The sequence below is a fragment of the Psychromonas antarctica genome (assembly GCF_022267535.1).
Taxonomy (GTDB): Bacteria; Pseudomonadota; Gammaproteobacteria; order Enterobacterales; family Psychromonadaceae; genus Psychromonas; species Psychromonas antarctica.
Map to the genome: position 1 here is coordinate 58,058 of NZ_JAHNZV010000012.1, position 14,975 is coordinate 73,032.

Here is a 14,975-nt window from a genome sequence, read left to right on the forward strand (position 1 = left end):
GGCCTAATAATGAGTAAACAAAAATTTCTATTCATCGACCGAGACGGTACATTAATTGATGAGCCGATCAGTGATAAACAAGTTGATAGCCTAGAAAAGTTAAAATTTGAAGAATATGTTATCCCAAGTTTATTAACACTGCAAAGTGCAGGTTATATTTTAGTGATCGTCTCTAATCAAGACGGGTTAGGTACAGATAGTTATCCTCAATCTGATTTTGATATCCCACAAAATAAAATGATGGAAATTTTTGCTTCACAAGGCGTAAAATTTGAAGCCACCCTACTTTGTCCTCACTTTCCCGCAGATAACTGCAGTTGTCGCAAACCCCATTTAGGCATGGTCAGTGAATACTTAAAGTCAGGACGAATAGATTTTGCCCATTCTTATGTAATTGGTGATCGTATTACCGATATACAGCTTGCAGAAAACATGGGCATCACCGGTATTTTATATAATAAAGAAACATTAAATTGGCCAGCAATAGTTAAACAGCTTACCAGCAAAGGACGTATTGCATCGGTGACCCGTACGACAAAAGAAACTGATATTAATGTACGTGTCGATTTGGACACAACCGGCGATAACCATATCGATACGGGTATGGGTTTCTTTGACCATATGTTAGATCAAATTGCCACCCACGGCGGCTTTCAAATGGATGTTAGCGTTAAAGGTGATCTACATATTGATGATCATCACAGTGTTGAAGATACCGCACTGGCACTTGGTGAAGCATTAAAGCATGCATTAGGTGATAAACGTGGTATTGGCCGCTTTGGTTTTGTACTACCAATGGATGAGACTAAAGCAAGTTGTACACTGGATTTATCAGGTCGTCCATACCTTAAATTTAAAGCCAACTTTCCGCGTGAGTTAGTGGGCACGATGTCAACGGAAATGGTTGAGCATTTCTTCTACTCACTGGCACAATCGCTCGGCGCCACACTGCATCTTGAAGTTGAAAATGGAAATGCACATCATATGGTGGAAGGTTTATTTAAAACATTTGGGCGCACACTTCGCCAAAGTATACAAATAGTCGGTACTGACCTGCCATCAAGCAAAGGTGTCTTATGATAGTTATTATTGATACGGGTTGCGCTAACCTATCATCGGTGAAATTCGCCATTGAACGTCTCGGTTATAAAGTGACCGTGAGTAAAGATGCGCAGATTTTACAGCAAGCAGATAAACTCTTTTTACCCGGCGTGGGCACGGCTAAAGAAGCGATGGCCAACCTTATCGAACGTGATTTGATTGAGCCAATTAAAAATCTCACACAACCTGTTTTAGGTATCTGTTTAGGCATGCAGATATTAGCGATCGCCTCTGAAGAAGGTTTTGGCGATCAGCCTATTATCGAAACGCTTGGTATTGTTGAAGGCCATATTGAAAAAATGGATGTAGCACCATTACGCTCACCTCATATGGGCTGGAATCAGATCACACCTAAATTAGATGAGCCTTTATTTAAAGACATCCCCCCTGGCAGCTATTTCTATTTTGTTCACAGTTATGCATTGCCTGTTAATGAGTGCACTATTGCAAGTTGTGATTACGGTTCTCCATTTACCGCAGCGCTTAATAAAGACAATTTTTACGGGGTGCAATTCCACCCGGAACGCTCTGGTAAGGCCGGTGCGCAACTAATTAAAAACTTCTTGGAGCTTTAGATGATCATTCCCGCATTAGACCTTATTGACGGCAAAGTAGTCCGCTTATATCAAGGGGATTACGCACAAAAAACCATTTACAGTGACGATCCGCAAAGTCAATTTTCTATCTACAATCAGCAAGGTGCTGAGTGGCTGCACTTAGTGGATTTGGATGGTGCTAAAGATGTCAGTAAACGTCAGCTGACTGTTATTGCCAGTCTGATTACTAATACTCCCGCTAAAATACAGATAGGAGGCGGTGTACGCACAGAGCAAGATGTCAAAGATTTATTAGATGCCGGTGCGCAACGTGTTGTTATTGGCTCAACCGCTGTTAAAGAGCCGGAAATGGTAGCCGGCTGGATGGAAAAATATGGCGCTGAGCATATCGTGCTAGCACTTGATATTAATATCGATGCACAAGGTAATAAGATTGTTGCCGTTTCCGGCTGGCAGGAAGAAAGCGGACAAACTATTGAATCTCTGCTGGAAGTCTATCTCGCCGTTGGCCTTAAACATGTATTGTGCACCGATATCTCTAAAGATGGCACATTAACTGGATCTAACGTAGCGCTATACAAAGAGATGGCCACAACCTATCCACAAGTGGCATGGCAAGCATCAGGTGGTATTGGATCCTTAGATGATATTACAGAAGTGGCTCGTTCTGGCGCTTCAGGCATGATTGTAGGACGCGCACTGCTGGAAGGAAAATTTACGGTTAAGGAGGCAATTCAATGCTGGCAAAACGCATAGTTCCTTGTTTGAATGTTAAAAATAGTCTGATTTTAACGGAATACGTTAACAGCACTAAGAGGGATACCAGATGTTAGCAAAACGCATAATTCCTTGTTTGGATGTAAAAAACGGACAGGTCGTAAAAGGTGTACAATTTCGCAACCACGAGATTGTCGGTGATATAGTCCCTCTTGCAAAACGTTACGCAGAAGAAGGGGCCGATGAGCTGGTCTTTTATGATATTGCTGCAAGTTCAGACGACCGTGTTGTGGATAAAAGCTGGGTAAGCCGCGTAGCAGAAGTGATTGATATCCCTTTTTGTGTAGCAGGTGGCATTAAAAGTGAAGAGGATGCGCGTCGTATTTTAGAGTTTGGCGCCGATAAAGTATCGATTAACAGCCCCGCACTTGCCGATCCGAGTCTAATCAATCGTCTTAGCGAAAAATTTGGTGTGCAGTGCATTGTCATTGGTATCGACTCTTATTTTGACGAAGAAACCGGCCAACACCAAGTTAAGCAGTTTACCGGCAATGAAGATGCAACGGTAACGACTAAATGGAACACCTTCGATTGGATCAAAGAGGTACAATCTCGCGGCGCGGGTGAAATAGTACTCAATGTAATGAATCAAGATGGCGTGCGCTGTGGTTACGATATTGAGCAACTAAGACAAGCACGTGCAATTTGTAATATCCCCTTGATAGCCTCGGGTGGTGCAGGTGAAATGAAGCATTTTGCCGACGTATTTAATGATGCTGATGTGGATGGCGCATTAGCCGCAAGCGTTTTTCATAAACAAATAATTAATATTGGTGAGTTAAAAGCTTACCTTAAAACACAGCAGGTAGAGATCAGATTATGAGCAATATACTAATGAATAAAGCACAACTCGACTCACTCGATTGGGCTAAAGTTGACAACCTGATGCCCGTCATTGTACAAAACCGTACCTCCGGTAAAGTTTTAATGCTCGGTTATGTTAACCAACAGGCATTAGCGGCAACGCTTGAATCTGGCAAAATGACTTTCTTTAGTCGCACCAAACAACGTTTATGGTGTAAAGGAGAAGAATCAGGTAATTTTTTAAATGTGCTTGAAATTAGCACTGATTGCGATAATGACACTTTACTAGCAATCGTTGAGCCTGTAGGCCCAACATGCCACTTAGGCACGGAAAGTTGCTTCAAAGGTCAGTTACAACCAGCCCTTACCTTCATTGCGGATCTTGAGAAAATCATTGCCAGTCGTAAAGGTGCGGATCCAAAAAGCAGCTATACCGCAAGCTTATACGAACGAGGCACTAAACGTATTGCACAAAAGGTAGGCGAAGAAGGCGTTGAAGTTGCATTGGCAGCAATGGCAAAAGATATGGATGAACTTACCTGCGAAAGTGCTGACCTTTTATATCACCTCATCGTATTACTGCAAAATGAAGGTCTTAAAATTTCAGATATCGCAGCAAAACTACAAGAACGCCACAGTAAATAAAAAGCCTCAATCCATTTAAAAAAGCCCGTCGTTGATAAATCAACGACGGGCTTTTTTATCGCAATTCCATTAATTTAGTAAGCATAAATAAATTAATAATTATCGACTTTGCAATTAGATATCAACAGGTGGAGCAATATAACCTTGATAACCTTCTGTCCTCAGCGTTTTAACAGTCTGTAAATGCATGTTGTCTTCAATACCGGTAATAATAACTTTAATATCTAAGCCTCTGGCAATATTTACCAGTGCCCGACAAAGCTCAAGGTTATGGCGATTATCTTCTTGATCCTCACTGTTATAACAAGACAGAGAAAGATCCAGTTTAATATAATAAGGTTTAAGTTCCTGCAGATAATCTAAGGATCCCATCTGCCTACCACAGTTATCAATACCGAACTGTGCACCACCATTTTTAATGATCTCACACAATTGACCACAAGCTTCTAAATTGCTTGTAATACCTGATTCTGGGATTTCAAAATACAGCTTTTCTGGATTGGAGAGCTTATCCAAATATGAAGATAACCAAATATGAAATTCTGTATTAACTAAGCTCTCTCGGGCTAAGTTCACCGCTATTGGTTCTTTATTTAGCGTTAAAATTTGTGCTTGCTTTATGTTTTCAAGTAAACAACGATCCAACTTATGCCCTATTGATAAACGTTCAATATAAGGCATAAATTGACCTGCTCGCACAATTTTGTCGTCCATTTTTAGACTACAGTATATTTCACGGTGCATCACTTCACCGCTTTCACTATAATGGACTGGCTGCCATTGCAATAAGAACTGGTTAGTACTAATTGCGTTGGTTAAATGGATACGCCACTCTTCTCGACTAAGCTCTTGCTGTGTATCAACGTAAAACCATTCACTTACTTTGTTTTCATTGAACGCTTTTTGCAAGGCATTATCTGCTTGTGATAATAATTCTGCCCGTGTTACTTGGTTAGTCCGCTCACTAACACCAATTGCAAACTGGCGGTTTGGCTCACATCCGGCTTTTAACATCTCTTGATTAATCAAACGAATCAATGCCTGCAGATATTCAGTTATTTGATTGCGATCGCCTTTGCTAACAAGAAAGGCAAATTCTGTATTTGAAATGCGTGCAATTACACTCTCGGTACTATTAGGTAAACTTTCTTGAAACTTATTAGCGAGAATCTTGATTGTTTCATCACGCACTTGATAGCCAAATTTACTATGTATCTCTTCTAACCAGTCAAGTTTAACTAATAGAAGTCCACCAAATCCAGGCTCATCTAGCCAACTATTTAACTGCCCAGTTAAATACAAACGATTAGGAAGCAATGAAACCAGATCCGTAAACTTATCATGCTTTAAAGCATTGACCTGATCATCTAACGAACTAAAAACGAGCTTTAGCTGAGCCGACATAGAATTAATAGCACCAACAACATCATTCAATTCAGTCGTAGTGGGTAATGGCAGATCAGGTTTGAATTTGCGTTGCGAAATCTCTCGCGCATGAATGGCAACGTCATGCAGAGGTTTTAAAATCACTTTTAGACGAATGCGCATGACAAAAATCAATATTAAAAAAATAGCGGAAAGCACCATCGCAGTATCGTTCATTATTCGCCATAATTCACGATAACCTATAGCAGGATTCGATTCTATTTTCAGTGTCGCTAATTGTAACCAACCCGATGTGATAGTGGTTTCCTGGGTCTGTGCTTTAAACAGCTCTAAGTCAATAAACCACTGTGGTACATCTTCAACTACAACTGGATTAACCCAGGTTTGCTGTTTGTTATCCGCAAGCCATGTTAGATCCACTTGTTGGTAAAAACCACCTTCAAAAATAACATTAACTAAGGTCTCAACGGTTACCACATCACCCGTTTCTAAATGAGGTTTTAACATTAAACTTAAAGAGGTACTGGTATTATTCAGATCGGATGCCATCTGATTGCTCATAAATTCTTTTGTTTCAGTAAACTGAAAGTAAACTAAGCTAGACATTACTAATAAAAAAAGTCCAAATAACAATGAATTAATCTGGTTGAAAAGTGTCATTTATTGATTACTCCAAGCTCAGTTCTGGTTGTCTCATCTTTGAGATACCCATACGATAATTTAAATTGGCCCAATTCTTGAGACGTTTAGATTCTCCCGCAACCACACCCTGCCCTTTCTCTTTATTAAGCCAAAGCTGTTTACCATTAAAACTGTAGATGGGTATTAAATCTTTACGCCGTGCTGCTGTTTTGATATTTCCGTCAATATTATCAAGAATTAATGGCACTGAAGAAGGCGTCTCATAATAAGCCACGACCATATGATATTGGTTAAACTTTACCGCTTTTACCATAGTGATGCGCATTTTCTCATCGACAATTCCCAACTCAAGTAAAGTGAAATACTTAGCAATGGCAAAATCCTCACAATCCCCCCCATTGACTCCAATAAACTCAATCGGTGTGGCCCAGTAGTTTTTTTCACCCCAAAGCTTAATGTCATCAATAAAACGCAAAAGATTGAAAAAGTTATTAACATTTTTAAGTTTTTCAAGCTCACTTAAATTATAGGCTCCTTGCATCATGTTAAACCAAGCCTGCCCCCTTTTAGCAGCCCGCTCACCATAATGACTGTAAAGCGCATTTACAATTTCAGGCTCATTTAACTGGCTTGACGATTTAGCATAAAGCAAAGCTGTCCCCATCAACAGTAGTACACTGCAAGAAAAGAACAGCCAAATTTTATTGGCAATAATATTCATCGTCGCAAATACTTACTCTGCAACTTCATCAACACTGTAGATTGTCCATTTCATATCAGTAAATGACTTTTCACTGGAAAGTTCTGCAACAATACGGCGGTTACGTGCATGGATGTATTCGTCGTCACCTTCTAACAGAAGTCGCTCAAAACCGTACCCTATAGGTGTAATACGGTGTTCATCAATAGCGAATTCATTGACTAATATGTCCTTAATTGCTTGCGCTCTATTTTGTGATAACTTTTTATTAAGCTCTTTTGATCCACGTATACTGGTATGTCCTTCGACTGTCAGGTTAGCGCTCGGATGCTCTTTCATGAAATCCGATAAATTTTTTATTTCCGGTAAGAACTTAGGTTCAACAAGGCAAGAATTGTTGGCAAAATTAACCAACAGTGTACGTCTTACTTTCTCAATGCGATCAGAACCACAGCCATCATTATTAACCTGCGCACCCGTGAAGCTGTTGAGGCAAAGATCACGGGCATTAATTACCCCATCACCTTCACTATCTGTTAAGTCAGACTGCTGTACTGTAGGGGCTGCCGTCATCTCTTCGATATGTACAGAACAACCAGAGACAGCTAAAGTTAAGATAATTGTCATTACATAGTTCATTGTGTTACACCTCCTGCAAATTGTTTTTCACCTTGCCAAGATATTGGTCGTGTCACCCTTAATGAATCGAGTAATAAACCCATTGAGTTCAAAATACGGTATTGTGCAGTGATCTCTGACATTTCAGCACCTAGAAAGTCAATGCGCGCTTGGTATAACTCGTTTTCAGTATCGAGCAGATCTAATAAACTACGCTGACCAATACTAAATTGTTGCTGATAATCTGATTGAGTATCTTTTGCCGCAATCACATGCATTTTGATATATTTCTTTTGCAAATTGAGTTGTTCAAAAGCATTCCAGGAAAGAGTAAACCCTTCAGTGACTTCTCGGTGAACATTGCGATTCAGCTCTTTCGCTTCATTCATTTTATAAGCTGTTTCTTTGGCATACGCTTCATCTTTACCGCCAGAGAAAATATTATAGGAAAAACGAACCATCGCCAGCACTTCATTATTCTCGCCTCCTACATCTCCACTGCGGCCATCTTCACCATCAAGATTATCGTTAAAGTTTGCATTCACTTCGAGTGATATTTTCGGGTAGTAGTTCGATTTCGCGGTTTCATATTGATAATGTGCCGCACTAATATCATTCACTGCAGATTTAATAACAGGGTGATTAGCAAGTGCACGTTTTAAGCCTTCCTCTTCACTTGCAGGTAATAGTGATGCATCAGGATAAGGAATAACTAAGTTCTCAGGGCGTTGATCAATAGTTCGATAAAACATCGCTTTACTGTCCAGATAATTATTTTTTGCAGCGATCAGATTCGAATGCGCTTTGGCAAGACGACCATTTATTTGTGATAAGTCGGCACTACTACTGAATCCCGATTCGGTACGTTGTTTAATCTGATCAAAAATTTGTTGATGGGATTTAAGATTTTTCTCCGATAACACCACCAACTGTTCAGCTTTAATTAAGTCGATATAAACTTTACTGACATCTAGAGCCAAATCCTCAGCTGCAGCATATAAACGCCATTGCTGCGCACTCGCTGCAGAGCTAGTGCGGCTAACTTCGCTACTGGTATGAAATCCGCTAAATAGATTTTGTTTAAGGCTAAGGCCTAACTCCCTGCGCATTAAATTTTCACTATCATCACCCGCAGATCGCCGCGTACTAGGGCTATCCGTATATTCGTAGCCGTAGCCGCCGGTTAAGTCAAGGCTAGGTAAATAACCCGATTGTGCCTGGTCGACCTGCTTTTCACTAACTTTAAAACGCGTATAGGTCGCGCGAAGCTGTGGATTAGTGTCTAATGTATAAGCAACCGCCTGCTCTAATGACTGAGCGTTTACTATGACAGGCATTAGTAACATTGCACATAATAAACCTGTGGTATTTTTCTTTGCCGAATTTATTTTTAAGGGTTTCATTATATCTCCATAATTAATTGAACCACTATCACCTAATATTCTCTGAGCGCCATCTCTTTTGCTCTTAAAATCGGATTTAAAATATACTCAAGTACCGTTCTTTTGCTGATCATCACATCAACAGATGTCATCATGCCGGGAATAATTGGCATATTTTGCATATCTTTACTGTGCATGTTTGATTCTGTTGTTCGCACTCTAATAATATAAAAACTATTGCCTTGTTCATCTTGGGTCGTGTCTGCACTAATATGTTCAACTGTCCCCTCGAGTCCACCATAACGGGTAAAATCATAAGCCGTTATTTTTACTCTCGCGGGTAAGCCCACATGAATAAAAGCGATATCTTTAGGCAATATTTTAGCTTCTATTAATAATTTATCTTCCGTTGGTACGATTTCTAATAACGCTTGTCCTGGCTTGATAACGCCACCTAATGTAGTGATATAGACCGTATTGATAGTCCCGATAACAGGGGACGTAATTAATGCTTTTTTCACTTTATCCTGCACGCCCACCTGAGCTTCTGTTATCCGAGAAAATTTTGATTGTAATTCGTTCAGTTGTGCACGATCATCAGCACGGTACTTAAGCACTGCTTCCCGACGTTTTAAAACAGCCTCCTCAAAGGCCGATTGTTGTTTTGGTTTTAGCAAACGTAGTGAGTTTAATTCACCTTGAATATCATTCAGCGTGCGCTCTAGTTTGAGTAACTCCACTTCAGGAACAATATTTTTTTCTGCAAGAGGCCGCGTTAACTTAAGTTCTCTATTTACCAACTTCAAACTTGTTTTCAATGTGTCAATCTTAGAATCTAACTCTTTTACCTCTTGTTGACGTTGTATTATCTGATGTCCCTGTATAGCGACTTGATTTTCAAGGTTATTAAGACGTCCATTATATTCATCCTGCTGACGTAGTACTAATTTTTTAGAATTTTCTTTTAAATCATCAGGAAATTTTAGAGATTTTTTACTGATCATAATTTGCTTATTCCAATCAGCCACATCGGCGACTAAAATACTGCTTAGTTCGGTCCGTAAGCGAATAATATCAGCACGCAGTGCATCCACTTCTTTATTTTGCTGTGCCATATCAGAACGAAAACGAGTATCATCAATACGCGCTAATATTTGTCCTTTTTTTACCATCATCCCTTCTTTCACATATAATTCTTGTAAAATTCCGCCATCTAGACTTTGAATGATTTGTACCTGCGTAGAAGGAATCACTTTTCCTTCTCCTCGGGTGACACGATCTAATTCCGCAAAGTATGCCCAGAGAAAAAAACACACAAATAATGCGGCTAATGACCAAATAGTTAAACGGTGAACGCTGGGAGCTTGCGTTAGCATAGCACCATATACATCATCAACCATTTCAATATCTTCTTTGGTTATCTTCATTGTTGCGCCTCTTTCGTCGCACCACCTAACAAGCCATTTTTTAATTGCTCAAGGATAACGTCTCTAGATCCATCAGCGACCAAATGCCCTTTATCAAGCACTATAATGCGATCAACCAGCTGCAAAAGGTGCATCTTATGTGTAATTAAAAACATCGTTCTATCTCGCACTGTTTGTGCCATTGATTTCATAAATAGTTTTTCTGCACGTGCATCTAAACTAGCGGTCGGCTCATCAAATAATAAAATCTGCGGATCATTTAAAATTGCACGAGCCAACGCGACAGCCTGACGCTGACCACGAGATAAAGATTTTCCACCCTCACCCACTTGCTGATCTAAGCCTCCCGATTCAAGATCTGTAAACATACTCACACCGGAAAGCTGGACCGCACGGATCAATTGGTATTCGGTCACTTGTTTTGTGCCAAATAAAATATTGTCTTTAATGGAGCCATGAAAGAGCACTATATCTTGAGGCAAATAACCAAAATTACGGCGCAGATCACTAGGATGAATCTGTCCTTGATGCAAACCATCATAACGAACACTACCTAACGTAGGCTGAAATAATCCCAGCATCACTTTGGCAAGCGTACTTTTACCTGAACCATTTCGACCAATAATTGCTATTTTTTCACCCGGTTTTACCGTAATAGACAAAGGATATAAAGCCGGCTTTTCAATATTGGGATAATGAAAACCAACATGCTCAACAACGATGCCCCCTTCTAATTTAGTACGGCTCGCTAGGTGCCCTTTATTTTCGAACTCGCCCTCTTGATCCATAATACCGTCGAGCTGTCTTAAAGACGTAATGGTTTGATTATAACGGGTCATGAGTGATGCGATTTTTGCCATCGGCCCAACTGCACGGCTAGATAACATCACGGCAGCAATAATCCCGCCCATCGAAATAAGGCCATCGGAGACTCGATATACACCTAATACAATCACCGCGACCACGGTCATCTGTACCACCGAGCTGGATACGTTAGCAACTGAATTGGTGATCACTTTGGTTTTTAATTGCCAGTCAGAAGTATGTCCTAACATCTGTTGCCAGGCATTTTGAATAACGCCTTCTGCACCATTGGCCTTAATAGACTCAATTGCCGATAGGCTTTCAACCAAGTGGCCGTGACGCAAGCCTGAGAATTTATTACTCTCTTCAATAGCATGGCGTAATTTAGACTGTACTAGCCATGCATAACCAATAATAAGCAACGCGGCAATAACAGAGAAAAACGCCAAGTCCCCTGCCACTAGCCAGATAATAAAAACGAACAGAATCGAAAAGGGCAAATCCACTAATGCGGTGACAGTCGCTGAAGATAAAAACTCACGTACACTGTCAAACTCCCCTAGCTGCCTTGCCATTCCACCAACACTGGCTGCTCGTTTTTCTAACGGGATACCAATCACTTTAGCAAAGAGTTTGGACGATATTTGCAGATCAATTTTCTTACCAGCCACATCAATTAAATAACTGCGTAACTGTTTTAAAATAAGGTCAAAGGTGTAGGCAATAGAAGCGCCGATAGCCAACACCCATAAAGTTTCAAAGGCAAGATTAGGTACCACTTTGTCATAGACATTCATCACTAATAAAGGCGAAACCAAAGCGAAGATATTAACTAAAATAGAAGCAATAATCACGTCCCGATAAACAGGTGCGGATTGCCGAATAGATGCCCATAACCAGTGTTTTTTAGTACCGCCTAAATGGACATCGAAATCACGATCACCATGATATTTTTGCTTAATTAAAAATAGGTAGCCGACATAAACCGACTCCAATCCTTCAATTGTTAACTGCTCTTCGCCCCCAGTTTCAGGTAGAGATACAACTGCTTTATTAGCTTTAATATCCAGCTCTTGTAAAATGCACGCCTTTTGATCTTTAAGCAATAAAATGCAGGGCAATAACATAGTCGGTAGATTATTGAGGCTTTTGCGGCTTAACTTCGCGCTCAAACCAGCCCGTTCGGCGGCCTGAGGCAATAATTCAGGAGAAAGATTGCTACTTGTTAGCGGCAATCCTGCCGATAAGGCATCGGGAGAGCATGGGTTACCAAAATGATCACTTAGTAGTACTAAACAATCTAGAAGCGGATCCTCGCTAATTCGCTGTCCGCTGTTGATAGTCCACTGTTGTTGTTGCTGTGCTAAAGAAGGCATCAAATAAAATACTCGTAAGGATAATAACAGATTGATTAAAAAGTATTTTCTGTTAACTGGATAAGAAGTGCAACAATTTTAAAGAAGCACTTCGAGTCACTCACAACAACAGATAATCACGACGTATAATCAAAGCCAAACATAACTAATCACAAACAATCTATTTTTTGTGTTTACGATTAGCAAGAAATCACTTACTGAATAGTTTCATCTAACTCTACGATAATAGTCGCAATTTCAGGGGTAGAATCACCGACAATTAACACGCCCCCAGTCAATAAACCATTAATAATCGTTGAATCACTAATACTTAAATCTCCGCCGGAAAGATCAACGCCATCTAAAATAATGGTTTGAGAGATATCAGTTGTAACATATCCGGCGTTATCGACAGCATGAATTGAAATAGAGGTTGATGTAACATTATTGTCATCATCTTGGAAGGCAAAATCTAACAAAGAACTAAGATTATCAATAGTTTCTGCTTGAGAAGTTCCAATTTCATCATGTAAAATCCCGCTTAAATCAAGCTTATCTTCGGCAACATTAAAATCAGTAATATGATCAACACCACTTACATTTTCTTGCCACACAAATGTATCAGCGTCATTCCCGCCAGTTAAAATATCATCACCTAATCCACCGATCAAGGTATCTTGTCCATCACCACCAATCAGTAGATCATTTCCGAGACCACCACCAAGTCTATCATCACCACCTTGAGCAAATAAAATATCACTGCCCGCACCACCAATTAAACTGTCATTACCGTCATTGATATCACTGCCACCAAATTCATTAATATGGTTGCTAACATATTGGTGCACATCGATTACGTTAACATCAGTAATAGATTGATTTGTCTGCCCAGCTACATAACGTTGTAATGCTGCATAGGCTTCTTCTGTGCCCTGAGGTTTAGGAGCAAGATCCCCAAAAATGATATCATGGCCTTCTCCACCATGAATTAGATCATCACCGATGCCATTAGGGTTTTTAGATCCATCCGCTACAATCACATCGCTGGCATCACTGCCTACAATGTTATCGTTAGCGTTTGTGCCTGAAAATTGTGCAAAACTATCTGTATCATTAAATGTGATTGTAAACTGTTCAGATTTTACTGCTGCGGCTACATTACCTGCGCCTTCAGTCGCAGTCGCGACAACCTCTAAGGTATAAGAATTTACATATATAGCCGCACTTGGTATTAGTGTTAAGTTATGCAAATCCCAATTTGTAATTATGGCACTGGCATTGTCAGCGCTAGCCGTAAATGTATTACCATTTCCATCCGTGAGAGTGAAACCTTTTGGAATACCATTTAAGGCAACGGCTAATGTTTCTGAACCATCTGTATCCGTTAAACCTGAAGCAACATTAAGTGCAATAGACGTATCCCTGTCTATAACGATATCTCCCATAGAGGTTTCGATTTTCTCGTATGTTATTGAATGAATGAGGTAATCATCAACTTTACTCGGTGCACTAAATTCTATTCTATCAAACAGAGAACCGTTTACGGGTTTGAGTACTACGGCGGCATCAACACCATCCGTGCCCCCATAACTTGTAGCCGAGCCGACTATTTCAGTCCCTTTATAGAAAGTATATTTAGCCGTTTCAGTTGAATTTTTCCATGCAAATGAGACATCAACAGAAGAAATTTCATTATCAACCGTAACAGTGAGTTTTTCTGAACCACCTAATTCATCGGCAGCACCGGTATTACCGGAAGCAACACCACTGACACCAAAACCCTCTGGTATTGCATGATGACTGATGGTCGTTTCGACGCCCTTCGCATCTATTGCAGTTACTACATACCCACTCGTTTTATCATCAACATTACTTATATTGATCTCTTTACTCACAGTTGTTTCACTGGTTACACTTAATGTCGGAGCATCTGCAACTGGCGTAACATTAATAGCAGATGTAGCTATATTTGAACTCCATTCAGCACCTGTTTGTACGCTAAAGGAAAAATCTGCATAGTCAGTCTTTTGATCACCAACGCCAACATCAGCATATTGATCTGAACCTGATTGGTTCAAATCAGGTTCAAAAGTAAGCTTGCTAATGTCTGAAACAGCGATTTCTAAGGCTACAATACCATTAGCATCAGCCGTTATTACAATTCCATTGTAGTAAAGATGGCCCATCACAGGTAAAGATTCAATTCTTATTGCGGAGAGAGAATCACCATCGACATCAGCAAAGTTGAAATCAGCAGCTTGATATGTATAGGGGGTATCTTCTGATGTGGTGATAGCACCATTTTCGGCAATCGGAGCATCGTCAACGGCTGTTACAGCGATATCCAGCGTGGACGTATCGGTATCGGCCGGATCGTTATTATCAACCAGCGCATAAGTCACTTGCGGCATAGCGCCGACAAAGTTGGCCGCTGGTGAGAAGGTGTAAGCGCCGGTGCTGGTGATCGTAATCGTGCCAGCTGCAGTGGACGCAGTGTCGCCCGCCGTATAGGTTGCGCTATCGCCTGCCACGGTGAACGTGGTGATCGAGTGACTGCTGCTATCAGCATCCGTCACATCCATCACATTACCTGATTTAACCGTATCTTCGGCGGTGCTGAGCGTTTCATTGTCATCACTCATGGCATCGGTCACCGCGGTCACGGCAATATCCAAGGTGGATGTATCGGTGTCCGCCGGATCGTTATTATCAACCAGCGCGTAAGTCACTTGTGGCATCGCGCCGACAAAGTTGGCCGCTGGTGAGAAGGTGTAAGC

Annotated in this window: 11 protein-coding genes and 1 pseudogene; 5 read left to right on the forward strand and 7 right to left on the reverse strand. The window is 40.6% G+C overall.

What is annotated here, in order from left to right; genetic code table 11:
• The first annotated feature begins 9 nt into the window (after window positions 1–9).
• The 5 genes from hisB (at window position 10) to hisIE (ending at window position 3,884) form a co-directional block, all read left to right on the forward strand.
• Entirely contained in the window at window positions 10–1,080 is a 1,071-nt protein-coding gene (gene hisB, locus KSO91_RS05290; protein WP_238741904.1) for a bifunctional histidinol-phosphatase/imidazoleglycerol-phosphate dehydratase HisB, read from the forward strand.
• A complete protein-coding gene (gene hisH, locus KSO91_RS05295) occupies window positions 1,077–1,676 on the forward strand; it encodes an imidazole glycerol phosphate synthase subunit HisH (RefSeq protein WP_238741905.1) in 600 nt (199 codons plus the stop codon). Before hisB ends, hisH begins: the two co-directional genes overlap by 4 nt.
• The gene (gene hisA / locus KSO91_RS05300; protein WP_238741906.1) at window positions 1,677–2,414 is read left to right on the forward strand and encodes a 1-(5-phosphoribosyl)-5-[(5-phosphoribosylamino)methylideneamino]imidazole-4-carboxamide isomerase; all 738 of its coding nucleotides are present in this window, start codon (window positions 1,677–1,679) and stop codon (window positions 2,412–2,414) included. It abuts the gene before it with no gap.
• 70 nt (window positions 2,415–2,484) lie between these two features.
• Window positions 2,485–3,258 (forward strand): imidazole glycerol phosphate synthase subunit HisF, encoded by a 774-nt coding sequence (hisF, locus tag KSO91_RS05305; protein ID WP_238741907.1) that lies wholly within the window; start codon window positions 2,485–2,487, stop codon window positions 3,256–3,258.
• The gene (gene hisIE / locus KSO91_RS05310; protein WP_238741908.1) at window positions 3,255–3,884 is read left to right on the forward strand and encodes a bifunctional phosphoribosyl-AMP cyclohydrolase/phosphoribosyl-ATP diphosphatase HisIE; all 630 of its coding nucleotides are present in this window, start codon (window positions 3,255–3,257) and stop codon (window positions 3,882–3,884) included. The genes hisF and hisIE overlap by 4 nt, the downstream gene beginning before the upstream one ends.
• Window positions 3,885–3,998: 114 nt before the next feature.
• On the opposite strand, the gene KSO91_RS05315 is transcribed toward hisIE, so the two are convergent.
• The 7 genes and pseudogenes from KSO91_RS05315 to KSO91_RS05345 form a co-directional block, all read right to left on the reverse strand.
• Window positions 3,999–5,930: a bifunctional diguanylate cyclase/phosphodiesterase gene (locus KSO91_RS05315; protein ID WP_238741909.1), complete on the reverse strand. Its 1,932-nt coding sequence runs from the start codon at window positions 5,928–5,930 to the stop codon at window positions 3,999–4,001.
• A gap of 7 nt (window positions 5,931–5,937) precedes the next feature.
• Window positions 5,938–6,633, reverse strand: a complete 696-nt coding sequence (locus tag KSO91_RS05320; RefSeq protein WP_238741910.1) for a transglutaminase-like cysteine peptidase — start codon at window positions 6,631–6,633, stop codon at window positions 5,938–5,940.
• A gap of 12 nt (window positions 6,634–6,645) precedes the next feature.
• Complete coding sequence (locus KSO91_RS05325) at window positions 6,646–7,251, reverse strand: OmpA family protein (protein WP_238741911.1); 606 nt, start codon at window positions 7,249–7,251, stop codon at window positions 6,646–6,648.
• Complete coding sequence (locus tag KSO91_RS05330; protein ID WP_238741912.1) at window positions 7,248–8,633, reverse strand: TolC family outer membrane protein; 1,386 nt, start codon at window positions 8,631–8,633, stop codon at window positions 7,248–7,250. Before KSO91_RS05330 ends, KSO91_RS05325 begins: the two co-directional genes overlap by 4 nt.
• A 32-nt stretch (window positions 8,634–8,665) precedes the next feature.
• The gene (locus KSO91_RS05335; protein ID WP_238741913.1) at window positions 8,666–10,039 is read right to left on the reverse strand and encodes an HlyD family type I secretion periplasmic adaptor subunit; all 1,374 of its coding nucleotides are present in this window, start codon (window positions 10,037–10,039) and stop codon (window positions 8,666–8,668) included.
• Window positions 10,036–12,219, reverse strand: coding sequence for a type I secretion system permease/ATPase (locus KSO91_RS05340; protein ID WP_238741918.1), 2,184 nt, complete (start codon window positions 12,217–12,219; stop codon window positions 10,036–10,038). The genes KSO91_RS05335 and KSO91_RS05340 overlap by 4 nt, the downstream gene beginning before the upstream one ends.
• Window positions 12,220–12,413: 194 nt before the next feature.
• Window positions 12,414–14,975 (reverse strand): annotated as a pseudogene (locus tag KSO91_RS05345) (Ig-like domain-containing protein); the annotation flags it as partial.